The organism is Methanobrevibacter cuticularis (assembly GCF_001639285.1).
GTDB lineage: Archaea > Methanobacteriota > Methanobacteria > Methanobacteriales > Methanobacteriaceae > Methanobaculum > Methanobaculum cuticulare.
Window position 1 is genome coordinate 43,696 of record NZ_LWMW01000126.1, and the last position, 26,052, is coordinate 69,747.

Annotated in this window: 21 protein-coding genes and 5 tRNA genes; 6 read left to right on the forward strand and 20 right to left on the reverse strand. The window is 28.3% G+C overall.

All coding sequences use genetic code 11. The features are described 5' to 3' along the window. Positions 1–181: 181 nt before the first annotated feature. The 15 genes from MBCUT_RS08220 to MBCUT_RS08290 all read right to left on the reverse strand — a co-directional run bounded on the left by MBCUT_RS08220 (position 182) and on the right by MBCUT_RS08290 (position 15,027). Positions 182–2,374: an elongation factor EF-2 gene (locus MBCUT_RS08220; protein WP_067260206.1), complete on the reverse strand. Its 2,193-nt coding sequence runs from the start codon at positions 2,372–2,374 to the stop codon at positions 182–184. Between the two features lie 66 nt (positions 2,375–2,440). Next, entirely contained in the window at positions 2,441–3,001 is a 561-nt protein-coding gene (locus MBCUT_RS08225) for a 30S ribosomal protein S7 (protein WP_067260207.1), read from the reverse strand. A 12-nt stretch (positions 3,002–3,013) separates the two neighbouring features. Continuing rightward, complete coding sequence (locus tag MBCUT_RS08230; RefSeq protein ID WP_067260208.1) at positions 3,014–3,439, reverse strand: 30S ribosomal protein S12; 426 nt, start codon at positions 3,437–3,439, stop codon at positions 3,014–3,016. 1,184 nt (positions 3,440–4,623) lie between these two features. Next, positions 4,624–5,055 carry a NusA-like transcription termination signal-binding factor gene (locus MBCUT_RS08235; RefSeq protein WP_067260209.1) on the reverse strand — a complete coding sequence of 144 codons (432 nt, stop codon included), beginning with the start codon at positions 5,053–5,055 and terminating at the stop codon, positions 4,624–4,626. Between the two features lie 6 nt (positions 5,056–5,061). Next, a complete protein-coding gene (locus MBCUT_RS08240) occupies positions 5,062–5,361 on the reverse strand; it encodes a 50S ribosomal protein L30e (RefSeq protein ID WP_211263793.1) in 300 nt (99 codons plus the stop codon). Positions 5,362–5,373: 12 nt separating this feature from the next. Continuing rightward, complete coding sequence (gene rpoA2 / locus MBCUT_RS08245) at positions 5,374–6,546, reverse strand: DNA-directed RNA polymerase subunit A'' (RefSeq protein ID WP_067260211.1); 1,173 nt, start codon at positions 6,544–6,546, stop codon at positions 5,374–5,376. A 20-nt stretch (positions 6,547–6,566) separates the two neighbouring features. Next, positions 6,567–9,170, reverse strand: coding sequence for a DNA-directed RNA polymerase subunit A' (locus MBCUT_RS08250; protein WP_067260212.1), 2,604 nt, complete (start codon positions 9,168–9,170; stop codon positions 6,567–6,569). Positions 9,171–9,437: 267 nt separating this feature from the next. Continuing rightward, the gene (gene rpoB / locus MBCUT_RS08255) at positions 9,438–11,249 is read right to left on the reverse strand and encodes a DNA-directed RNA polymerase subunit B (protein WP_067260213.1); all 1,812 of its coding nucleotides are present in this window, start codon (positions 11,247–11,249) and stop codon (positions 9,438–9,440) included. Positions 11,250–11,283: 34 nt separating this feature from the next. After that, positions 11,284–12,825, reverse strand: coding sequence for a DNA-directed RNA polymerase subunit B'' (locus tag MBCUT_RS08260; RefSeq protein WP_067260214.1), 1,542 nt, complete (start codon positions 12,823–12,825; stop codon positions 11,284–11,286). A 517-nt stretch (positions 12,826–13,342) separates the two neighbouring features. Further along, complete coding sequence (locus MBCUT_RS08265) at positions 13,343–13,576, reverse strand: DNA-directed RNA polymerase subunit H (protein WP_211263795.1); 234 nt, start codon at positions 13,574–13,576, stop codon at positions 13,343–13,345. Positions 13,577–13,618: 42 nt separating this feature from the next. Beyond that, positions 13,619–13,692 (reverse strand) — tRNA-Lys (locus MBCUT_RS08270). Positions 13,693–13,864: 172 nt separating this feature from the next. Continuing rightward, positions 13,865–13,936: transfer RNA gene (locus tag MBCUT_RS08275), tRNA-Asp, on the reverse strand. A 488-nt stretch (positions 13,937–14,424) separates the two neighbouring features. Next, positions 14,425–14,498: transfer RNA gene (locus MBCUT_RS08280), tRNA-Tyr, on the reverse strand. A 9-nt stretch (positions 14,499–14,507) separates the two neighbouring features. Further along, positions 14,508–14,582, reverse strand: a tRNA-Pro gene (locus MBCUT_RS08285). A gap of 371 nt (positions 14,583–14,953) precedes the next feature. Continuing rightward, a tRNA-Thr gene (locus MBCUT_RS08290) sits at positions 14,954–15,027 on the reverse strand. Positions 15,028–15,762: 735 nt separating this feature from the next. Between MBCUT_RS08290 and thiE the strand changes: the two genes are divergently transcribed. Further along, the gene (gene thiE / locus MBCUT_RS08295) at positions 15,763–16,389 is read left to right on the forward strand and encodes a thiamine phosphate synthase (protein ID WP_067260216.1); all 627 of its coding nucleotides are present in this window, start codon (positions 15,763–15,765) and stop codon (positions 16,387–16,389) included. Positions 16,390–16,481: 92 nt separating this feature from the next. On the opposite strand, the gene MBCUT_RS08300 is transcribed toward thiE, so the two are convergent. The 3 genes from MBCUT_RS08300 to MBCUT_RS08310 form a co-directional block, all read right to left on the reverse strand. Further along, on the reverse strand, positions 16,482–17,705 hold the full coding sequence (locus MBCUT_RS08300; RefSeq protein WP_067260217.1) for a phosphoglycerate kinase: 1,224 nt from the start codon (positions 17,703–17,705) through the stop codon (positions 16,482–16,484). Between the two features lie 42 nt (positions 17,706–17,747). Continuing rightward, positions 17,748–18,425: a triose-phosphate isomerase gene (tpiA, locus tag MBCUT_RS08305; protein ID WP_067260218.1), complete on the reverse strand. Its 678-nt coding sequence runs from the start codon at positions 18,423–18,425 to the stop codon at positions 17,748–17,750. Positions 18,426–19,235: 810 nt separating this feature from the next. Beyond that, positions 19,236–19,808 (reverse strand): transglutaminase domain-containing protein, encoded by a 573-nt coding sequence (locus MBCUT_RS08310; RefSeq protein WP_067260219.1) that lies wholly within the window; start codon positions 19,806–19,808, stop codon positions 19,236–19,238. A 1,210-nt stretch (positions 19,809–21,018) separates the two neighbouring features. On the opposite strand from MBCUT_RS08310, the gene twy1 reads away from it, so the two are divergent. Beyond that, a complete protein-coding gene (gene twy1, locus MBCUT_RS08315; protein ID WP_067260220.1) occupies positions 21,019–21,933 on the forward strand; it encodes a 4-demethylwyosine synthase TYW1 in 915 nt (304 codons plus the stop codon). A 101-nt stretch (positions 21,934–22,034) separates the two neighbouring features. Here the strand turns inward: twy1 and MBCUT_RS08320 are convergent, their stop codons facing one another. Together MBCUT_RS08320 and MBCUT_RS08325 are read right to left on the reverse strand one after the other, a co-directional pair. Continuing rightward, entirely contained in the window at positions 22,035–22,781 is a 747-nt protein-coding gene (locus MBCUT_RS08320; protein WP_067260221.1) for a hypothetical protein, read from the reverse strand. Between the two features lie 235 nt (positions 22,782–23,016). Further along, a complete protein-coding gene (locus MBCUT_RS08325; RefSeq protein ID WP_067260222.1) occupies positions 23,017–23,286 on the reverse strand; it encodes a methyltransferase family protein in 270 nt (89 codons plus the stop codon). 164 nt (positions 23,287–23,450) lie between these two features. On the opposite strand from MBCUT_RS08325, the gene MBCUT_RS08330 reads away from it, so the two are divergent. The 4 genes from MBCUT_RS08330 to MBCUT_RS08345 all read left to right on the forward strand — a co-directional run bounded on the left by MBCUT_RS08330 (position 23,451) and on the right by MBCUT_RS08345 (position 26,024). Continuing rightward, the gene (locus tag MBCUT_RS08330) at positions 23,451–23,855 is read left to right on the forward strand and encodes a zinc ribbon domain-containing protein (protein ID WP_067260223.1); all 405 of its coding nucleotides are present in this window, start codon (positions 23,451–23,453) and stop codon (positions 23,853–23,855) included. A 16-nt stretch (positions 23,856–23,871) separates the two neighbouring features. After that, positions 23,872–24,447 (forward strand): zinc ribbon domain-containing protein, encoded by a 576-nt coding sequence (locus MBCUT_RS08335; RefSeq protein WP_067260224.1) that lies wholly within the window; start codon positions 23,872–23,874, stop codon positions 24,445–24,447. A gap of 83 nt (positions 24,448–24,530) precedes the next feature. After that, positions 24,531–25,604, forward strand: a complete 1,074-nt coding sequence (locus MBCUT_RS08340) for a type I restriction enzyme HsdR N-terminal domain-containing protein (protein WP_067260225.1) — start codon at positions 24,531–24,533, stop codon at positions 25,602–25,604. A 57-nt stretch (positions 25,605–25,661) separates the two neighbouring features. Next, positions 25,662–26,024 (forward strand): hypothetical protein, encoded by a 363-nt coding sequence (locus tag MBCUT_RS08345; protein ID WP_067260226.1) that lies wholly within the window; start codon positions 25,662–25,664, stop codon positions 26,022–26,024. Positions 26,025–26,052 lie beyond the last annotated feature (28 nt).

Consider the following 26,052-nt stretch of genomic DNA (forward strand, 5'->3'; position numbering starts at 1 on the left):
ACAAGAGTTATCTTATCTAAATAAATTAATCTGAATTTCTCTATTTTATTGATAATCTTTAATATTAGTGTAATTATTGATAATCTTTAATATTAATACAAGATTTATTTATCTAAATAATTTAAATCTAATTTCTCTATTTATTAATATATTTTAATATGAAAAATGGAAAGAAAATTTATTAGCCTATGTAATGATCAGGACCATAAGGTTCTGGAGATAAGCCTTTTCTTTCTCTTATTTCTTTGATAATTTGCTTTTGTAATTCATTTGGTAATCTTTCAAAACCAGAATTTTCAGTAGACCACAAACATCGACCTTCAGCAGCAGACCGTATATCTCCTGCAAAACCAAACATTTCAGCTACAGGAACTTTTGATTCTATGGTAACCATATCTCCTTCTTGTTCCATATTAACAATTTGGCCTCTTCTGTTTTGAATTTCTCTAGTAGAACTACCCATATAATCTTGAGGTACATTAATAAATACCTTTTGCATAGGTTCTAGTAATGTTGGTTTAGCCAGCATTATAGCACCATAGACGGCTTTTCTAATTGATGGAAGAACTTGGGCAGGTCCTCTGTGAACTGCATCTTCGTGAAGTTTCGCATCTACAAGCTTGATTTTTAATCCCATAACTTTCTCTCTGGCTATTGGACCATCATCAAGGGCAGAGTCAAATCCTTCAAGGAGTAATTCTCTTACTTCATCTAAGTATTGAATACCACGAGTCATATTAAGGAATATACTTCTACCATAAACATCCCAAACTCTTCTTGCTTCTTCTTTATCTAAACCATATTCCATGAAGGTAGCGGCCATTTCTTTACCTTTAACTTTACCTTCTTTTATGTCTCCATCTTGTATAGCTTTGAATAAAGAGTCTTCTAAAGGTTCAATTTCAATATAGAATCTGTTATGTTTATTTGGAGATTTACCTTCTACTGGCCCAGCAGTTCCAGCTACAGTTTCTCTGTAAACAACAATAGGTTCAGAAGTAGTGATTTCTACACCCTTTTCATTGATACGATAAGTAATGACCTCTAAGTGAAGTTCCCCCATACCAGAAACCAAATGTTCTCCAGTTTCTTCATTAATTTCTATTCTAACCGTAGGATCTTCTTTAGCTACTTGACGTAAAACTTCAATTAATTTTGGTAAATCTTTGGTATTTTTAGCTTCAACTGCCACAGTAACAACAGGTTCAGATATATGTTCTAATCCTTCAAATTCTTTTATTTTATTACCAATATCACAAATAGTTTCCCCAGCTATTGCACCTCTTGCACCAGTAATAGCTACAATATTTCCTGCAGGGACTTTGTCTGTATTAACTCTTTCAGGACCGAAATATACACCTACTTGTTGTGCTCTCGCCTTTGAATGAGAACCAACTAAATAAACCTCAGTACCTTTTTCAATAGTACCTCCATAAACTCTACCAGTAGCTATTTCACCAGCATGTTTATCTACAGATACATTAGTAACCATAACTGCAAGAGGTCCATCTGGATCAGTATTAATCATAGTCTGTCCTTCAACACTCTCAATATCTCCATCCCAAATACTTGGAACTCTGTAAGCTTGAGAAATATCAGGACTTGGTAAATGTTCAACAACCATACCAAGTAATACTTCAGATATTGGTACTTTTTCAGCTAATTCTTTTTGATTTTCATTATTACAGTAATCTATAATGTCTTTGAAGTTAATTCCTGATTTTTGCATGATTGGAATGTTTATAGCCCAATTATGGTATGCTGAACCAAATGCAACACTACCTGCAGCTACATCTGCTTTCCATTCATCTTTTTTATCTTCAGGAGCCATACTCCTAATAAGTTTATTAGCTTCAGCTATTACTTTCAAAAATCTGTTTTGCAGCTCTTCTGGTTCAAGTTTCAATTCATTTATTAATCTATCAACTTTGTTAATAAATAGAACTGGTCTAACATTTTCTTTTAATGCTTGTCTTAAAACAGTTTCAGTTTGAGGCATAATACCTTCAACAGCACATACAACTACAACTGCTCCATCAACAGCTCTCATAGCTCTTGTTACATCTCCACCAAAATCGACATGACCTGGTGTATCTATAAGATTGATTAAATATTCATTATCTTTAAATTTATGAACCATAGAAACATTAGCTGCATCAATAGTGATACCTCTAGCTTGTTCTTGCTCATCAAAATCAAGGAATCTTTGATCACCTGCAAGTTCAGAAGATATCATCCCAGCACCTGCTAAAAGGTTATCAGATAAAGTAGTTTTACCATGGTCGATGTGAGCCACAATTCCTATATTCCTAATAAACTTAGGTTTGTACATTAACTCCTTAATCTTTTCAATCATTTTAGTACGTCTACTCACAATAATCACCTTAAAAATGTAAAATTTATTGATTGTTATTAAATTAATTGACTAATTTTAATTTAATTAATGTGCAGCTCTAGCTACTCTTTCTTTTTCTTCTTTCTTTTGAATAGCAAAACTTCTTGTATCATGTTCAGAAGCAAGCATCAATTCATCAGCTAAACATTCAGCTACAGATCTTTTATTTTTAAAAGCTGATTGTAGGGTTCCTCTAGTTAAAAATCCTAAAGAAAGGTCTACTCTTCTTTGAGGTGCTATATCTACTGCTACTTGGTAACCAATTCCACCATATTTAATTCTTGTAGTTTCTTCACGAGGAGAAGTATTTTCAACTGCTTTTACTAAAATTTGAACAGGATTTTGCTTAGTTTTTTTATTAATAACCTCAAAAGAATCCTTAACTATATTATAAGCTTTATTCTTTTTACCAGAGTTTCTTTGAGTTCTCATGACCTTATTCATTAATCTTTCAACAATAGAAACTTTAGATTTAGCAAACTGCCTTCTAACATGTCTTCCTAAAGTATGAGGAACTAAAGTTTCATCTAAGCATATATAATTAATTAAACCTAAATCTTCAACTTTTATATCTTTTAAATCCCATTTATCAAAAACTTGACTCATTAAACTACCCCATTATCTTACAGGTTTTTCTATTTTTCCACGAACCATTTGTTCTAATGAAACATTGTTAACTTTACTTACTTTCCAACGAACCCCTGGAATGTCTCCCATAGATCTTCCAGATGGTCCACCAATTCCTTCAATCATAACTTCATCATGCTCATCAATAAAGCCAATAGCTCCATCGCCAGGAGCAAATGCAGTTAACTGTTTACCATTTTTAATTAATTGAACACGAACACATTTTCGTATAGCTGAATTAGGCTGTTTAGCTTCTATTCCAACCTTTTCAATAACAATCCCTCTTGCTTGAGGTGCTCCCTCAAGGGGATCAGCTTTAACATCTAAACGTAAAGCTTTTCTTTTGTAATCCACATCTTTCCATTTGAAATTTTGTCTATTCTTTTTAAGTTTTTTTGCAGCGAAAAGTCCCGGCATATTTTTTCCTCATTATAACTTTATCGAGATAATTCAAATAACTCATGAATCTCTTTAATAATTGATTGAGCATTGTAAAAATTTAACTATTAATTTTTTAACTAATACTTTCAAATTTATTAGCTATTAGTTTATTTAATATTCAGAAATTAATAGTCTAATTAATATTCGTCTAATTAATATTCTAAACTAATAATCTAATTTTTTAGTTAATATTTTAAATCAATAGTCTATTAATGTCTAGTAATTAATAATCATTAATATCATTAATTTTCTATAAATTCAATTTTATCAATTTATTGAATAATTATAATACTCTATAATTTCTATCAATTTTCTCATTTATTGAAATTATTATTTAATCTCATATTTATTATTTAATTTCATATTTATGATATTTCTACATAATATTAGCTAATATACTATAGATAATAGATAAACAAAAATAACACAACTATTTAAGTAGTGTATACTAAAAACATTGAATTAGAAAATAAGAATTATGTTTCTTAAACTATATCAAATATCAATGAAATTTATCTATAAAAGACTGATTTTAAATACAATTATGCATAATTAGTAGGATCTATAACTATTGGCACACATGTAGCTACATTCTAAACTCAAAATACTCTTCTTAGATATATTAAGACTTTTGAATTTAACTAATTCATACATATATTACTTAAACCATATCTATTATAAATGTATATAAATTACAACCCTTATAAATTTTATGTATAAAATCAATTTTAATAATTTTATTAAATAAGTTAATAATAATCATATTTATCAAATAATTAGATTTTCATTATCAAATAATTAACAATAATCATAGCAATAGTAATAAGAGTAACAGTAATCATAATAATGATAACAATAATCATTATAATATTGCTAAATAATTATAATATGGATATAATAATACTAAAAATTCATTATTAAATTATTCTTATTAAATAATAAATTGTTGTATTTATGGATTTAATTATATATTTTATTTATTTTTTATTTATTAAATTATATATTTAATAAATCCTATGATTATCTAATACACATGATTAAGATGTATTATACTTAATAAAACTTTATGCAAATAATAATTTTAATAGATATGATTCTATAGCATTTTAAAAAAATATACTACTAAATTAATACTTTTAATAAAAAATATTGAAATAACATCATTTTAAAATGATGTTACTAATATTATATTGCCTTTTGGCTAATAATTTAGCTTTTTCAATATTGTGACCATTTTTACCGATAGCTATTCTTTTGTTTACGGAATCAGTAACTACAGTAGCCACTTTTTCTTTATTCTCTTTTTGAAGCAACTTAATACTTTTAACTTCAGCTGGGGCCATTAAGTTTTTAATAAATTCAGTTGCATCAGCAGAATGTTCGATAATTTCAACACCTTTATCAACAGCTTTTTGAACTTTAGTAACAGTACTACCTTTTTTACCAATAGCTAAACCCATATCACCATTTTTAACAACAAATGTGACCTTTCCATTATCTTCATCTATGATACAATCTTTAACCATAGCACCAGTCATACTTTCAAATAGAGCTATGTATCTTATTTCGTTTGCGTTAAATTTAATAGCCACAAAAATCTACCCCATTATTTCTAATATAGTAGAATCTCCTGGATCGTTTATGACTAAAGTAGCCACAGTAAAAGGTTTACCACAAACAGAACCTAATTCTACACTTGTTCCTTTAAAAATGTAAATTGGAATTTCTGAAAGTTTAGAATAGTATTCTACATCTTCTAATATATTTTTAGGACTATTTTCAGCAACAACAACAAGTTGTCCTTTTCCTAATTTCAAAGATTGAATTGATTTTTCAGAGCCTAGTGTCACATCACCTGTGTCAACTGCTACTCTAATTCCTCTATCTACGTCCATCATCTGCCTCCTTTATTATTTCGATTTATTTTTATTTGATTTCATTGCAACACCGACTGAGCCGGTACCAAGGGGTATAGGTTGTCCAATGATAATGTTTTCAATTATGCCAGTTAATTTATCAACTTCTCCCCTTATACTTGCACGGAGAAGATGTTTACCAGTTTCTTCAAATGCTGCACGAGCAAGAACACTGGATTTTTCACCACTAATACCATGTCGACCAATGGATCTAACAGAACCTTCAGCAGCCATCATATCAGCGACTAGCATAATATGTCTAACATCAACACTTAGACCCTGTTCTTCAAGAGTACGAAGAGCCTCATTAATAATAGAATTACGGGCTGCTTCGATACCAAGAACAGTTTCAATTTCATGAATATCATTTGTGGTTGTTCTAACCTTATCTACACCATCAATTTCAAGAATATCACCAAGATTTGAACCTTCAGTATGTATGATCCATTCATCTTCTTTTCTTATAATGACTTTTCCAATATTTTTAACACCACTAATTTGTAAGTAACGGACTTTATCTGCAAGAAGTCTGAGTTCTCTTATACTTGGTTTTGCTGGTTCAAAAGTTAGCTTATTATCATTTATAGTAATTACTTTCTTAAAAGCTTTTTCTACATTAGCTAAAATTTCATCTTTATCAAGTCTTTTATCTTCAATCTTTTCTTCATCAATAATACCATCAACTTTCATCTCAGCATAATTAATATAGAAATCTTTCAAGATATCATTCATAGTACTTTTACCAATACGATTAGCTAATCTTTTAACAAATTCTTCATCTTCTTTTTTATCATCTTCAAAGTATATAGCCATAGTTGGAGTTGAAATCTTTTTTCTGGCATCTACAATTTCAATAAGTCTTGGAAGACCTAGAGTAACATTTAATTCAGCTACTCCTGCATAGTGAAAAGTACGCATGGTCATCTGAGTACCAGGCTCCCCAACAGATTGAGCAGCAACAGTTCCTACAGCTTCTCCAGCTTCGACCCTAGCTCTTTCATAAGCTTTTCTAACTCTAATTATGAGTGTTTCAAGTTCTTTCTCAGTGAGCTCTCTTCTAACATATGCTTCAGAAATATCATAAATATAACTTTCTGGAAATTCTGCTTTCTTCTTTTTAGCTATTTTCTCTACCTTTTCAATTATTTTTTTGTCAATTATTTCCACAAAAATCACCTATCCAATAGCTATTTTTTAACTCTCATTTCATCAATGATCTTATCTAAATCAGCAACTTTTCCATAATCACTTTTAGCTGGATCAACACCATCTTCACCGAACATAGTTTGTATAACCATTCCTCTGTTGTCTGTTACTAATCCATCTTCTTTTACATTAAGATCTTGCAATGCGTTTACAAGTCTTCTTTGCATATAACCACTTTGAGCAGTACGAATAGCTGTATCAACCAAACCTTCTCTTCCACCCATAGCATGGAAAAAGAATTCAATAGGATCCAAACCTTCTTTATAACTTGAATGAACAAATCCACGAGCTTTTGCCCCTAATTCGTTCTTTTTAAAATGAGGCAATGTTCTTTCAATGTATCCCCTATCAATTCTACCACCACGAACAGACTGTTGTCCGACACACGCAGTGATCTGAGTTAAATTAAGCATAGATGCTCTTGCACCAGTTGTTGCCATTATAACAGAGTGATTATCCATTCCAAAGTAACTTTCAGCTATTTCTCCTGATTTATCCCTTGCTTCACCAAGAACTTGCATAATTTTCATTTCTAGAGTTTCTTCTAGGCTTCTTCCAGGTAATGACTCCAATTCATCATTTTCATAAGCTGCAACAAGTTGATCTACTTTTTTCTCTGCATTGTGAAGATGATCTTCAATTCTTTCTTTAGCTTCATCAGGAATTTCTTCATCATTGGTACTTGTAGTAATTCCAGCTTTCATAATACCAGAAATAGCTAAGTCCGTTGAAGAATCAAGGAATTTTCTAGCTTCATCTGAACCATATTCTTTCATAATACTGTCCAATATCTTACCTGAAAAAGAACCAAATGCTTTCTCGTCCATAGCACCAGAAATAAGTTGTCCATCTTCAATAACTACATATCCATCATTTTCACAGTCCATAAGTTTACATTCATCACATTTTTGACAAATTTCTGCCTTATATTGCATATTAAGTTTTTCTGGAAGCAATAAACTGAACAATTCCTTTCCAGTCCAATCTTCATGTTTTCGTTTAGGAATTGGAAGTTTAGCTTTTCTTATGATTTGGAAAGCTTGTTCTTCAGTAAAAGTTGAACCTGTCCTTGTAAGAAGATATGCTCCAGATATGTGATCATGTATAGCTCCAATAATTGGTCCTCCAAATCTTGGAGATAGAATATGTTCTTGTACTCTCATCAAAGATTTAGCTTCAGCTCTTGATTCATCAGTTTGGAAAACATGCATGTTCATTTCGTCCCCATCAAAATCTGCATTGTATGGAGGGCAAACACATAAATTAAGTCTGAAAGTTTTATATGGGAGAACTTTAACTTCATGAGCCATCATTGACATTCTATGAAGAGAAGGCTGACGATTAAATAGAACTATGTCTCCATCTTTTAAATGGCGCTCTACAATGTAACCAGGTTCTAATTTTTCAACTATAGCTTCTTTAGTTTCATCATAAACCCGTATTTTTCTACCATCAAGTCTTATAACATAATTAGCTCCAGGATGAACATCAGGTCCGTTACTAATATGCTCCTTGATTTCATCAATGTTCCAGTCATTAACATGTACTGGGACTGTAACTTCCTTAGCTATCATCTCAGGAACACCAACTTCATTAATACTTATGTTAGGATCAGGAGATATTACAGTACGTGCTGAAAAATTAACCCTTTTACCAGATAGATTACTTCTAAATCTACCTTCTTTACCTTTAAGTCTTTGAGCCAGTGTTTTAAGAGGTCTTCCAGATCTATGTCTTGCTGGAGGAACACCTGAAGCTTCGTTGTCAAAGTAAGTAGTAACATGATACTGTAAAAGTTCCCAAAGATCCTCAACAATAAGCTGAGGAGCACCAGCTTCCATGTTTTCAATCAATCTTTGATTTATTCTTAATATATCCACAAGTTTGTGAGTCAAATCATCTTCAGACCTTTCTCCAGTTTCAAGAGTAATTGAAGGCCTCACAGTTACAGGAGGAACTGGAAGTACAGTTAAAACCATCCATTCAGGACGAGCTACCTCAGGATTAACTCCTAAAATGTATGCATCATCATCTGATATTCTTTCTAATTTTTCTCTAACTTCACTTGGAGTTAATTTATAATCTCCTTCAATTATTGAAATAGGCTTATCAATTTTAATGTCTTCTTGTTCTTCATCACAATGAGGACATTTATCTTTACGGGCAACTGTATAAACTTCTTTTATAACGTCATTAGTACTATCTTCATTTTCTTTTAAATCATCAAGTTTTTCTCTGTATTCTACTATTTCAGTATCATTTAGAAGAATACGGCCACAAGAATTACATGTAGAACGTAAAACTTTGTGAATTGTATCACCAAATCCAACATGAATTACGGGTCTTGCTAAATTTATACTACCAAAATGTCCTTGACATTCTCCACCTTTAGAACCACAAGCACGACATCTCAAACTTGGGTCAATAACACCTAAATGAGGATCCATCAATCCATTTTCAATTGGATAACCATCTTCATCATAAGTGTCTGGAGTTTCAATTTTAGTAACAGACATCTTCCTTATATCTTCTGGAGACATTAGTCCAAAGTTAATTTGAGAAATCTGTTTTATTATTCCTTTCAAAATATTGGCTCCTTCATATAATTCCACAATTTAATAAATGATTTTAAATAAATAATTTTTATCTATAATAATTTTCTTAATTATTTTATAATAGATTTAATTTGAATAATAATTTGGATTTATAAGATTTCTTAATTATTTTTTAATAATCTTATAATAGATTTAATTTGAATAATAATTTTAATAATATGAAAATAACTTTAATTAAAATAATATTAATTTATTCGATAATATTAATCTTAATTAAAATGGTTAATTGATTTTTTTCTAAGCCTTATCCTCTAAAACTAATTTAGGGAAAATACATAGACTTTTAAGCTCATCAAGTAATAATTTAAATGCATAAGAAATTTCAACTGGATAAGAATCCACATCTCCACAAATAGGACAATATTTCTTGTCCCGTATTTTATCATACACAGATATCATACCACAGTCTCCACAAATAATAGCTTCATATTTATCAGATTCATCTAAAAGTCTTTCTTTTAATGCGAGAGCTGCTCCATGAGCGATTAAACAATCTCTTTCCATCTCTCCAAATCTAAGGCCACCTTCACGAGCTCTACCTTCAGTAGGTTGTCTTGTAAGAACTTGTACAGGTCCTCTTGAACGAGCATAAACTTTATCAGTAGTCATATGATGGAGTTTCTGATAATAAGCTACTCCTACAAATATTTCAGCTTCAATTCTTTCACCAGTTGTACCACTATAAAGTGATTCACATCCTGCTGATTCAAATCCATTAGCTGTAAGAGCATCTTTTGTTATTTGTTCCATATCATCATTAAATGGAGTTCCATCAATACGATGTCCTTCCATACATCCTGCTTTTCCTGCAACCATCTCAATAACTTGACCAACAGACATCCTAGAAGGGATAGCGTGAGGATTAACTATTAAATCTGGGACAACCCCATCTTCTGTAAATGGAACGTCTTCTTGAGATAATATAAGACCTACAACACCCTTTTGTCCATGTCTTGAAGCAAATTTATCTCCAAATTCAGGTTGCCGAGTATCTCTAACTCTTATTTTAGCTAATTTACTTCCTTCAACGGTTTCAGTTAAAAGAACTGCATCTACAACACCTTTTTCACCATGCCTTACAGTAACAGAAGTTTCTCTTCTTCTCTCAGCTACAGTTCCAAACTCATCAATCTCTTCTAAAAATCTTGGAGGGGAAGTTTTTCCAATTAAAACATCACCAGATTCTACATAAGATTCTGGATTAACAATTCCATCTTCATCTAAATGCCTATAAGCTTCTTCAGAACGATATCCTCTAACTCCTTTTTCTGGAATTTCAAATTTATCTTCTTGTCCACCAGGATATCTTCTTTCAGATGCTTCATAAGATCTAAAGAAAGAAGATCTAGACATTCCTCTTTCAAGTGATGATTTATTTAAAATTAAAGAATCCTCCATGTTATATCCTTCAAAAGACATGACTGCTACCACAAAATTTTGCCCAGATGGGCGTTTATCATAGTTTGTTGCATCAATTATTCGTGTTTTAACTAATGGTGTTTGAGGATGATGTAATAAATGTGCCCTAGTATCAGTACGCAGTGCATAATTAGAAACATAAAGACCCAATGCTTGTTTTGTCATCCCTGCTTCCATAGTGTTCCTAGGAGAAGAATTATGATCAGAAAAAGGAATAATCCCTGCACAAATACCAAGCATTGTAGAAGGATCTATTTCCAAATGAGTATGATCCTCATTTAAAGAATTCAACCCCATAGCTATGTAAGAATTCTCTTCTTCCTCAGCATCTAAATATTCTACAATTCCTAACTTTATGAAATCATCCCATCTGATTTCTCCTTTTTCTAATTCATCCATGTGTTTTTCTTCAAGTAAAGGAACTCCCTCTTTAACAATTATAAGAGGCCTTCTAGCTCTTCCTGGATCATTAAAGATATATACTTCATCAGTTTCTTCATAGTAGGTGATATTCATCTCATCAGAAACTTCACCAGACCTTCTTTTTTCTCGCATTTCCCCTACAAAATCAATAGGGTCATCACAAGTTCCAATTAACTCCCCATTTATGTAAATTTTAGCTTTATTCACCAAACTCCTCCAAATAAAAATAAAAAAATAATAATTATTTCAAAATACCCATTTCTCTAATGGCATTTTCAATTTCTTCTGTATCTGAACCTTCAGATATTTTACACATAAGAGCTAAATTCTTTACCAACCCACAATTAGGCCCTTCTGGAGTCTCATTAGGACAAATCTTACCAAATTGTGTTGGATGCAAATCCCTAGCTTCAAAATGAGGTTGACTTCTGCTTAATGGTGAAACAACACGTCTTAAATGTGAAAGTGTGCCCATATAACTAGTTCGATCTAATAGCTGACTTACACCAGCCCTTCCACCTACCCAATTACCAGTGGCTATTGCATGTTTTATATTTTCAGTTAAAACATCAGATCTAACTGCTTGTCTAATAGAAGGTTCTTTCCCACGAGATATACTCCTTTCAAGCTGATAGCTCATGTCCCTAGTTAAACTTGTGAAAGCTACTCTGAATAAATCTTCCATTAAATCTCCAGAAACACGAAGCCTTTTATTAGTGTAATGATCCTTATCATGAGGTTCTCTCATTTCAAAAATAACTTGAAGTAGCATTTCACACATTTCAGCCAAGTAAATAGCTTTGCTGTTTCGCTTTTCACCTTCAACACCCATGTGTGGGAGTAAATATCTATCTATAACATCTTCAGCACGCTTAATACGGTATTCTTCAGTCATACCTTTAGCTACTCTGTTACCTATGTATTTAATAGCTGCATTTTGAAGATATTCTTCTCTTTCTTCTTTAGAAAGTTCATCCATCTCTTTAGAATCAAGTTTAAGTGCTGCTTCTGAAACTTGGATATCATCGGCTATTACCATTTGGAAATTAAAATCATCAGAAATAGCTGTAATAATATCTTCATCAGTGGATAAACCTAAAGCCCTAAGCAATATTACTAAAGGAATCTCTCCAGGGACATATGGGAAAGATATTCTTAAAAATACCCCACTTTTACGTGGCTTTCTATATTCTAATGAAATTCTTGCCCTAAAACCACTTTTTATAGAAGTCACAATAGCTTTAGCCCTTCTATCTTCAATTTCACCTAATCTTTCAAGAATAATTTTGTTTGGAGCTATTTCTTCCATTGTTACAACAGCTCTTTCAGAACCATTTACAATAAAATATCCACCAGGATCTTGTGGATCTTCCCCTTTAGCTAGTAGTTCATCCTTATCAAGACCGTTTAAATGACAAATGTCTGATTTGAGCATGAGAGGCAATTCACCAATATAGACTTTTTCTAAGGGATTATCCTCTTCACCCTTATTTAAAGCCATTTCTAAAGACATGTGTGCAGAATAAGTCAAGTTTCGAAGTCTTGCTTCAGTAGGATAAATTAAACTTTTAGAACCATCTGCTTCCTTAGTGAATGGCTTTTTTATCTCCAATTTACCTGTTTTAAGAACATATTCTCCTTGTTCCAATGTAATAGGCTCGGTTATGTCAATTATATTTTGTATACGATTATTTACAAAGTCGTTATATGATTTGATGTGGTGATCAACCAATTCATATTTATTAAAAAATGCGTCTACCAATCCCCATGTATTGTTCTTCATGGACTTCCTCCAGAATAAATATTTAATATAGTAAATTAAGTTAATATAGTAAATTATACTTTAATGTATAGTAAATTATAGTGTAATAAAATATAATACATTATAATCAATTTTTACGATCGAATGATATTTAATTACGTTACAAATACACTAATATTACAGTAAACAATAAATACAAGGATATAATCAAAATGATATATTATTATCAACAAATAAATCAAATGAATAAATTAAAAGTTCTTAATATTGATTTAAATATTATTTTTATAGTTTAATATTATTCTGATTTTAATAATAATGTTAATTTTTATTATACCCCTATACTTCATTAATAAATTTTAAATAACATTTTTTTATAATGATTTCAGATAATATCTCTTTAAACTTATTTTAAAGTCAAATAATATATTAATAAGTTCAGATATCAGATTTTCGATATCAAATTCAGATAAAAAATAAAAATATAATAAGAATTCAATAAGTATTGCCAAATGACTAATAATTTTCCATAAAAAAGTTAACCTTCAACTAACCTATATGTAACAAATGTCCCTGCAGTAGGACTGTTTCTTGTAATTTCTAAGATGTCTCCTTTTTTAGCTTCAATAGCTTTAACAACAGGATCATCACTTTTTATTTTAGGGAGACGATCTTTTTCAAAATCCAGATCTTTAAAAACCTTCTCAATTTCAGATTCAGATAAAATAACATGCCTTGGAACAAGTTCATGTTTTAAAATATCCTCTTTCACCAATAATTCCTCCAGCTAGAAAATTCAAATATAAAATCAGAACGGGCCCGACGGGAATTGAACCCGCGGCCGCTTGGTTAAAAGCCAAGCGCTCTGCCAGACTGAGCTACGGGCCCTAGTTACAAATGTAATAATATCAAGTATATGCTGTATTTATGTATTATATATAATATATATAATGATACATAATATATTTATGTATTATACTGTAATATATTTATTTCGTACATGTAATACTGTGGATTTATGTACTTTTAAATATAAAAATTTTTCATGAATATAATTGAACGCCCTGGCCGGGATTTGAACCCGAGTCGCGGGCTCGACAGGCCCGCATGATAGCCCCTACACCACCAGGGCAGAAGTTCAAAATCAGAAAATTATTATATATAATTCAAGTCACAATAATAAAACTCTAATCTATATAATTCACTCATTAGAAAGTTATAAAAATACTCATATATATAGTTTTCGATTTACACCAAAATTCAATCTGAATTTTCTCTAACAACATAATCAAAAAAGATTATACTGCCTTAGAATTCATTATATTAAAAGTTAAATTTATATTTCAACTAAAAATACTTAAGATTATCATGAATATGGATTTAAAAATTATATTTTCATCAAATAGAAAAATTCTCATTTTAAAACAGCTTATATTGGAGAATATTGGTTTTCTAACACATTATTTATTAAATAACGAACTAATTAGAGATATCAATATTACTATATATTATTCAAGCAATATGGAACTTTATCTTATTTATTAGCTCAGATATGATTAATTAACATCTAATTTCATGTGATATTATATTATTTTCTATTATTTATGAGTAAATATAAAATCCCGCCTGCCGGACTTGAACCAGCAACATTTGGATCTACAGTCCAACGCTCTGCCAAATTGAGCTAAGGCGGGTTTAAAAAGTGGGACCACCCGGATTTGAACCGGAGTCTCAGGCTCCCAAAGCCCAAAGGATCGACCAAGCTACCCTATGGTCCCAAATTAAACTAATGTAAATCAAACAATCAAGATTAATGGTTTTTGTTAGTTATGATGTTAATTATAACAAAATTGACATTATAACTAATTAATCACAATCTAATTATGTTAACTATTTTATCTTAATTTTAATATTATATATACTTTTTTTATTTATACTTTTATAAATAATTACAAATTATGATTAATAGACAATTTAGTTGAATAAATCTTTATAAAATTCATTATAATTACAATTCATCGTGAAAAATTTTATTGATATGCTACTAGAGGCATATTATTTAACTAAATATCCAACAAGTCATTAAACACGAATATATGAATCATTAATCACACAATTATATTTAAAACTACAAATAAATTTATTTAAAAGCCCCGGACGGGAATTGAACCCGCGACCACGAGATTACAAGTCTCGCGCTCCACCAGACTGAGCTACCGAGGCATTTCCAAATATAAGTTTTAACATCACTCTTTTAGTAAATATTAGCTTAAATACTTTACTGAAATTCAATGATTATTCTATTCTTTTCAACATACTTATTCTATTATTTGTAATACTATTTTAGATGAAAATCATCACCTAGAAATTTGACTTACAAAATAATCAAATTAGCAACAATATTATAAATTTCAACATGTATAATAGTTATTATTAGCTATTATTAACTATCAATACTTATTACGTTAGTAGTATTAACTATCACTAGTTAGTACTAACTATTAGCTACTACTAAGTGCTATTAGCTATTAATTATTGTTACTAACTATTATAATTTACTATTAATCGTTATTAGCTATTATAAATTATTACTAATCGTTATTAGCCATTATAAATTATTATAAGGATTATAAGTTATTATTGATTTATTAGTATTTATTTTTCTATAAATTCCATTCTATAAAAATTAATAGATTAAAATGAACAAAATAATATTATAATAAAAACTCATTACTGCATTTATTATTATAATTTAATAATATAAATAATTTATTTAAATTTTTATATTATATCTTATAAGATTTTAGATTATACATTAAACTCCATCTTATTAATAATATAGTTCAAATATAAAAAAATCTCAACTATTAATAAAATAAATATGCAATAAATATACTAGATTATTATTTAATTATGCCATATACAATAAATAAAAGTTATTTAAAACTGAGGAATTTAATGAAAAATAAAATTGATTATTCTCTTTATCTAGTTACAAATAGAGATAATAAAACAGATGCTGAGTTTCTAAAAATAATAGAAAAAGCTATTATTGGAGGAGTTACAGTGGTTCAACTTAGAGAAAAGACAATTTCGACTGGAGAATTCTATAACTTAGCTAAAAAAACCAAAAAATTGACAGATATGTATGACATTCCATTTATTATAAATGATAGACTAGATATAGCTTTAGCTACAGATGCTGATGGAATACATATAGGTCAAAGTGATATGCCGGCAAAGAAAGTACGAGAACTTATTGGAAATGATAAAATTTTAGGAGTCTCTGCTTCTACAGTTGAGACTGCTAAAAAAGCAGAAAATAATGGAGCAAATTACATAGGAGTAGGTGCAATATTCCCTACGGAAACTAAAAAAACAGATTGCATAACAATTGACGATTTAAAAGAAATTAGAAATTCTGTAAAAATTCCAGTCTTAGCTATTGGAGGATTATGTGAAAACAACATTAACTCATTACCTAAAGATGACATAAATGGAATATGTGTTGTATCAGCTATTATGAATAGTAATGACCCTCAAAAGGCTTCAGAAAAACTAAAAAAAGCATTTAATAAATTATGAATTTTTATTTTAAAAAAATTAGTGAAAATTTGATTGAATCAAAAAACTAAAAACTAAAAACTAATGAAAAATTGATTGAATCAAAAAATTGATTATTCCTTAGCTGATTTTTCTAATGCTTCTACAGAAACTAATTTTTTACCAGCTAAAAGATTTATACAAGCTCCACCACCACTACTTATATGATCCATATCTTTTTCAAAGCCCATAGATACAGCTGCAGCTGCAATATGACCTCCTCCAATTATGGAAAAACCATTGGAATTAGCTATTGTATTTAAGATATCTTCAGTGCCCATAGCGAATTTAGGGTTTTCAAATACTCCAGCAGGGCCATTTGCAAAAATAGTCTTTGCATTTCTTATGATTTTTGCATAATCCTTAATTGATTCAATACCAATATCAAAAATAGGACGATTAGGTATTTTATCAATAGCTACATCTACTCTTTCTCCATTTTCATCCTCAATAGCTACATCCTTTGGATAGATGATTTTATTTTTATAGTTTTTAAGGAGCTTTTTTGATTTTTTAACCATTTTACAGTGCCCCTTATCTTTTATAAACTTAACATTCAAGTCACCTATATCTATGCCAGCACTTAAAAGAATTATGTTAGCTACTAGTCCTGTAACTAAAATAAAATCAGCAGTTTCATTTTTTAAGACATTTTCCATAACATCAATGGAATCATCAGCTTTCATTCCTCCAAGAATAAATACACATGGTTTTTTAACATTTTCAAGAGCATTTTGAATTATCTTTAGCTCTTTTTCCATAATTCTCCCTGCTAAAGAAGGTATTACTCCATTAAAACCAACTAAAGATGGTTGTGATCTGTGTGCTGCTGCAAATGCATCGTTTATAAAGAAATCTATAAAAGGAGATAATTTTTTAACTAAAATACTCTTAGACTGTTCTTTTGGAGTCCTGCTTAATGATTCTTCTGAAAAAAATCTTACATTTTCTAGAAGAAGAACTTCATGATTTTTTAAAGATTTAATACTATTTATAGCATCATGGGCAAAAATAGAATCTATATATTTAATTTCTAAGTTTAAATTTTTTGATAAAACTTTAGAATGTTGTTCCAGAGTAGTAAAATCTTTTTTACCTGGGCGACTTTGATGAGCTAGAATAACAGTTTTAGCACCTTTTTCAGATAATTCTTTAATTGTTTCACCATGTAATTTCATTCTAGTATCATCTAAAATAACTCCAGAATTAGGATCAACAGGAGAATTGATATCAATTCTAATTAGAACAGTTTTATTCTTAAAATCAAAATCATCAATGACATTAAACTTGAATGACATTTTTTCCCTCAAAATTTGAAAAACAACAATACAAGATAAATATTAAACTTTACTAACTAAATCCAATAATGCTTCTTTGGGATCTTTAGCTAAAACTATTCCAGATGCTAACAAAACGCCAGACGCCCCTAACTCTATTGCTGCTTCCATATCATCACCAGTTGATATTCCTGCACCACAAAGAACATCTATATTTTTATTTATCCTTTTTACTTCATTAACTGTCCCTTCAACAACTTCTGGTTCAGCCTGAGAAACTGGAACTCCAGAACCTATGAGTTCAGGAGGTTCAACTGCTACAAATTCGGGGTTAAGGGTAGCTGCAGCCCTACTCGATTCAATATTATTTGTGCAAACAACTGAAAATATATCTCTGGATTTAGAACCCTTAATGATTTTATCAATATCAGCTAACTTCATTTGAATTTCAGAATGATTAATAAGAGTTCCATTAATTCCTGCTTCAACTAAACATTCTAAAAGATTGCTTCCAGTATGTCCTCCAGGACTTATTGGATCAATATGTTGAGCCAAAATAGGAATATTAGTTTCATCATTTATTCTGAATATATCTGCAGTTTGAGGAGCTACAGCCATTGTTATTCCAGACTCATAACTTACGCTTTCTAATGTCTTGGCTAATTCAAGTGCTTTTTCTCCACTGGATTCTAGATAAGTTTTAAAATTCAATATAACTATTGGTGTTTTAACTTTAGACAAAAAAATTCCTCACATTATTAAAATAATTTTTATAATTCTTTATTTATAATTGTATTTAATAGGATAACTGTATATAATAGCTAACATTTTTTTTAATGATAATAATTTTTGATAATTAATATAATCTAATCTAATACAATATAATTCAATATAATCTAATACAATATAATTCAATATAATCTAATACAATATAATTCAATATAATCTAATACAATATAATACAATATAATCTAATACAATCTAATACAATATAATCTAATACAATCTAATACAATATAATTCAATATAATCTAATACAATATAATCAATATAATCTAATACAATATAATCTAATACAATATAATCTAATACAATATAATCTAATACAATATAATTCAATATAATCTAATACAATATAATCTAATACAATATAATTCAATATAATCTAATACAATATAATCAATATAAATGTAATTACACACAATATGATTCAATATAATATAATTTTATAAGATACAATTTTATATCATATAATATATCTTAAGAGACATATAAAATTATTTAATTAATTACAATTAGCATCTTAAAAAATTAATAAATTGATTTGATAGTAATATTGTCACCTATGTCAAAAAAAGAACCAAAAATCTAGTTTAAAATGTTATAAAAATAATTCCAGCTGTTTCTGAAATAACTATGATATATACATTGAATATTTAAAAATAATTAATAAAAAAACTAAAAAACTAACAGAATAGCTAATAGAAAACAAAAAAATCCAAATAAGTAATACCAATAATAAAATTAAAAATAAAAAATTAAGCATTTGAACTATTTCAAATACTTAACAACTTTATTTATTTTTGCACAAGTTTTAGAATAGGGTTTACTTCCATATTTTTTAGTAACTAAAGAAGATTCAAAATTAACCCATTTTCCGTTAATTTTAACTTGCACCCATCTATGATTTGAAGCAGCTGAAGATCTACCTTGAACAATTCGAACATTATAACCATTGGCTTTAAGTTGTTTACCTGACCACTCAGCTAATCCCCAACAGTCACCCGAACGTGTCTTAGAAACACCTCCTGCTGAAGAAGAACCTCCATTAGCATGGTTAAGATTTTTATTCATATACTTTTGTAATTTTGTTAGTCCTGCTTTACCTGATAGTTTCCCAACTGTAGGTAATTTCTTAGTAGCAGCCCCAACTTTTGATACTTCATTGAAATTGATGGATTTTGTATTTTTATGTAAGATGTTATCAGAATAATGTCCAGATAACAATTTTTGAGTATCAAAGATACTCTCCCCAGAAAGAGGAACTGCGCAAATAATTAAAGAAAATGCAATTAAAAGCGCATATTTTGAATGTCTACTAATTATACCGCCTCCGAGCCACATACCTCAAGACAAGCCAAAATTATTAATATCCAAAATATATTAAAAAATAAAAAAATTATTTTTAAATTTTCATCTTAGAAGACTGGTTTGACCTTAAGAATATGAAACCACAAACTTATTACCTATACTTCATATCAATTTACTATATAAATGTTTTGATAATTTTTCACTAAAAGAGTTTATATAGGGCTTATTTTAGCTTATAAAGGAATTTCTGAAGGAATTGATATGTGAAGGTTATAGGTGAAATAAAAAGACACTAGCTATTCTAAATACTTATAAAAAACGTCATTCCAACGACATTTAGTTTAAATAAGGTCATCTATAACGAATAGCAAAAAGATACTATACTTAACATATTCATAAAAAACAGATACAATTAGCCAGTAACTCCAAAAACAAGACGAAATACATTAAACTAAAAATTACAAAATCAAATGAAAACCAAAATCATGTAATTTTCAAATGCGAAAAAATAAAAATTGGAAAATATGAAGCAAATAGTAATAATAAATTCATATTAAAAAATGTAAAATAATAAATCAAAAAGAGTAAATTAAAAAGAGTAAATTACTATTACTTTTTATTTCAAAACCATCTAATAAAAAAAACAAATAAAAAACAATAGCTATTAAAAAATAGTTAACAATTCAATTCTATAACATTCCCATTAATTCAAGTTATTCTTGTGAATATTTAAACTATTTGCATAATCAAAAACTTGTTTTAGTGCAAAATAACAAAATATCATTTTAAAAGTATCCAACCTTACCATCATTTATCAATAAGGAATTGCTGATTTGAAAACATTAAAAAACTCTATTAACATCATTAATGTAAATAAAAATAATATTATATATTAAATTTAATATTATATTTTAGATTATATTCTAATGTTAAAAATAAGTTGTAAGATTAATCATATAATTATTTAAGAATATCTATAATAAAATTTATAATAAAATTAAACTACAAAAATAGTAAGATAATAATTAACTATAATTTATAATATCAATTAATCTAATAATGGAATTACTAATATAAAATTAAAATTATCTTAAAATACTATAGATTATCATATAAAATATTTCGGTATAAGTAATAGCTAAAATTAATCTAGATAGCTCAATTACTATTAAAGAAACAAATTTAATACAATTTAATAAATTAAATTCAATATCAATAAGAACAATCATTTTAAAGGAATAATATGTCACTGAACCTAGAAGAACAGAAAAAATTAGAATATAGTGGATACCGGTTTGTTGGGAAAAATGGTCATGCAGGAACAAAAATCTGTCATTGGACAAAAAAAAGCTTGCTAAATCAGGGTGTTTGCTATAAAGAAAAATTTTATGGAATTGAAAGTCATAGATGTCTTCAAATGTCACCAGCCATACCATTTTGTCATCAAAAATGTTCATTTTGTTGGAGAGATCTCTCATTAACTAGAACCGAATGGGAAGGAGATTATGATGATGTGAAAACAATAATAGATGGGGCTATAGAAGCACAAAATAACCTCTTATGTGGTTTTTTTGGTAATGACAATGCAGATACTAAAAAATTACTTGAATCAAAAGAACCAAACAATGCAGCTATTTCCCTAGCTGGAGAACCTATGTTATATCCTGATATTGATGAGCTATTAGCTGAATTTCAACGGCGAAATTTCACAACTTTTCTTGTAAGTAATGGATTAATGCATGAAAAATTAAAAAATCTTGAAAATGAACCAACTCAGCTATACATTTCATTGGATGCACCTAACAATAAAGTATACAAAGACTTATGTAACCCTCAAATAAATGACCCTTGGGAAAAAATAAACAAGTCACTTGAAGCACTAAGTACATTTAATTCTAGAACATGCATACGAACCACTTGTGTTAAAGGAAAAAACATGAAAAATCATGAAGAGTATGGAAAATTAATAAACAAAGCCAACCCAGATTATGTTGAAATAAAAGCATATATGTGTGTAGGATACTCAAGAGAAAGATTAACTCTCGATAACATGCCAACATTCCACGAAATCCATGATTTTGCAGAAAAAATAGCTAAAGAAATAAACAAAGAAATTATAAATGATTCTGAAATAAGTAGAGTTGTCTTATTAAAATAAAATTGTTAGTCAATAAAATCCCACCAGATTACTAATCTTAAGATCGAGGGTTCAAATCCCTCCAAGTCCGTTTACTTGTTTTTGTGTGTTTTGTATTGGAATTAATAATAGACTATTATAAATTCACCAAGCCCTCCAAAAATACCTAATTTTTTAGGAAATTTTGGTTCAATTGTCAAACTATTTTTTCCATGACCTTTATAAGTCTTAATTGAATTCACACCATAAAAGTCATAGTAAACAACTTTAACTTCTTTAATCTTGTATTTTTTATTTTTTGTAGTAACTTTAAACTTTTCATATGTTATATCAACTGCTGTCAAATATTGTGTTTCTGTTATATTCTTTGCTTCATATAATTTTATGTTACTTTTTTTACCATAATAATAAAAGGTGCCTTTCCATTTATGACTATTATATGGAAGAGAAATTGATTCTTTCTTTATTTTACTCTTTGTATAATAATTAATAGTTATATCAACATAATAATATTTTGGTGAGCCTTTTATCTTTATGGTATTTTTATTCTTTGCATTATAATTCTTGTGAACCTTAACTGATTCCCAATTTTCTTTATGATATGTATAAGTAATATTCACTGATTTTAACTTGTATTTATTTTGATATTTCTTCTTAATATTAATATTATAATATTTTAATTTAACATTATCATTATGATTTGATATAGATAATTCATCAATAGTCACAATTTTTTTATTATAAGTACTGTTAGAATACAGTTTGTACTTTGTTATCTTCTCACTACTAATTGCAAAACTTGTACTCATTGCAAAGGCAGACAGAAGAGCAATTATGCCTAAAATCAATAAAATTTTACTAAATTTCATTATATTCCTCCTCTTTAAATCTTAAAATTTCTTTTTTAAAATATAATTCATTATTCAGTTTTATTTTGTTATTTATAAGATTTTCTAAAAGTTTGTTTTATTCTATATCTTTTAAAACTTCTTTTCCTTTTTATCTTGTTAATTTGATAAAATTCATTGTTTAATTCAAATAAGCAAGTCTTCCCTATATTAATAATTATTCTGTTTTTCTTATTTATAAAATTTTCTAGTTTTGTTATTCTTTGAAATAATTTAATATTTCTTTTCCTTTTTCGCTGATTTGATATAGTTTTTGTCTTTTATTGGAAGGATTAGGATTATTAAGTAATCCTTTTTCAGCTAATTCTCTTAATAATGTTCCCATATGGTTAACCCTAATTCCGACTTCATCAGCTATATCTGAGGCGAAAACTAATTTTTTATGCTTTTTAATTATTTCCAAAACTTTTAATCGATTTTTCCCTGATTTTACATAAGCAATCAAGTTTGCCTTTTCTTCATCCATAATAGTAATTAATTAAAATAATCTTATAGAATTTTAGACATAATTTATACAATTAAGGACAAATTTCATACAAATTTATAAATACTATTAAAAATAATTTATAATTATATTTTATAAAAAAGTTTAAAAAAATTTTATAAAAAATTATTGAGGTGCTAATTTTTATGGAGAAAAATAAATGTTTAAATTGTGGAACTTTGAATGATGTTGATTCTAAGTTTTGTGTAAAATGTGGAGGTATATTAAAAACAGAAGATTCTTCTAATAATAGATTATGTCCTTATTGTGGTTCTTCAATTCCTGCAAATGCGAGTAAATGTAAAAATTGTGGAGAATGGATTAATAAAAGTATGAAACCATCAAACCATAGCTTAGCTATTGTATTAGGCTATATATTCACTTTATTAGGTGGTTGGATTGGTCTTATTATAGCTGTATATCTATTAACTCGTGATGATTCCCGTGCTAAAAAACATGGAGGGATACAATTAGCTATAAGTATAATATGGATAGTAATAATCTTACTTATTTGGTCCTCCGCGATGAGTTCTAGCTATTACTACTATTAAAGAGGAAGTTTTTATTATGAGTAAGTTTTGTCCTGAATGTAGAAAAGAAAATAAAGATAATGCAACTTTTTGCAAGAGCTGTGGTGGAAGTTTACAGGAAGTTTATAAAAATCCTTTAAGAGATCCTAACATGAGAACTTTAGGATTTATTGGTGCAGGAATATCGTTAATAGGATTAATATTTCATTCATTGAGATTTCAAGAATCAATAATATTCATAATTCCATTAATTTTTTTTATAATAGGTACTTTTTATATGTATAAAAGTGATAAAAATGGAATTATATTCTTAATAATTGCTGGAATAACATATTTATTATTAAATACCCTATTCAGGTGGGTACCATTATTGTATCTAATTATTATATTATTATTATTAATATTAAGTGTGTTTGGAGCTTATTATTCTGAAAAAAACAATAAAATAGGAGGAATCTTATTAATAATATCTGCCACAGTATTAATAATATCCATCTCAATGAGTTATTTCAACAATGCATTTCAAATAATAGGAGCCCTAATTATAGGTATTTCAGGGATATTATGCTTGTTAAATCTTGAAGTTATTAATAAACATATCAACAAGAAATAAATTTTAGTTTTTAACAGATGAATAAAAAATTCCTTCAATCTAACTTATTTTTTTTAATTATAAATTAATTTCGAGGTTTAATAATGTCTTTTGAGGAAGAATTAAGTAATTTTATAAGAAAATTACCAGAAAATAAATATATAAATTGCGAAGACACTACCATAAAAAGTTTAATTGAGCCTTTCTTAAAATTGTTAGGCTATAATGTCAAAGACCCAAAAGAAGTTACACGCCAATATAAAGTAAAAATTAATCAAAGTGCTAGGGAAAAACTTATTAGATATGCTGATATTGTCATATTAGATAGTGATTTTAAACCAAAAATTGTAATTGAATGTAAATCAGTACATAACAAACTTACTGAAAAACACAGAGATCAGTTGGAAACATATTATAACAACATACCTTACTGTAAAATAGGGATATTAACTAATGGAATTATCTATAAATTCTTTACCAGCATTAATAAAGGAATGGATAAAGTACCTTTCGTTGAAATCGATTTAAATAATTCATCAAATGAAGATGCAACTGATTTAGAACTGTTTAAAAAAGAAAAATATGATTTTAAAAAAATCTTACCGAGAGCTAAACTTCTTTTATATACAGTTAATTTTGAAAAACACTTAAAAAAAGAAATTGACAAGCCAAGTGATGACTTTATAAAATTAATCACTGAAAAATTTTATAAAAAAGATTTAAGCGAAGATGAAATTAAAAAATTTAGAGAAGCTATTTTAAATAAATTCAAAAATATTAAACTAAAAGAAGCAAAACCACCTCTAATCGTTTATAAAGGTTTAGGAAAAAATGAATTTAATAAATTCTTCAAAATATATAATAGTTTACCAAAAAAATTTAAATCTGAAGAACCTCCTATTATTGCTAAACGTTTTAAAAAGTATGGGAAATGGGAACCAATGCCAAAAGAAGTACTTTATGCAAATGAAAATACTAATATTATAAGAGAATTATTTACTAAATATTTCAGACCATTTATCCCCCAATATGAAGATGAAATAATTAAAGCTAATCTAATAAAACCTAATAAAAATTTCGAGTTAAATTCTGCTAAAATGTTTGCTAAGTATGTAAACGGAGATAAATTAACTACAGAAGAAAAAAAGCTTTTAGATAGAATATTTTCAGAAGAGTGATGAAAATTAAAAGCTTTATTAAGTATAAAAAAGAATATAATAATAGAGGATAAAAGAATGGGTGGATATGAAACAGATGATGAGGGTTATTCAATAGAAAAAGCTTTTGGACCACAAAAAGAAACAATTAAAAACAAAAATGGTTCTAAAATTGAAATATCTTACCATCTTTTACCTACTTGTCATGATGAAAAAGGTCATTTAGCTCATAAATATAAAGCTTATTTCATGAAAACGAAGTATTACAATAAAGATGGTGAGTTAATAAATGAAGAAAAAGGTTTGAATCCAAATGCAGACAAAATCCATAAGGAAAGATTAGATTTTTATAATGAATTAGGCGAAAAAGATGAAGAAATGAGAAAAATGGGTGAAATGCATTATATGACTGGAGTAAAATTTGGTTTTTATACTTTTTAATCTACGAAATAAAAATATCTAGGTTATA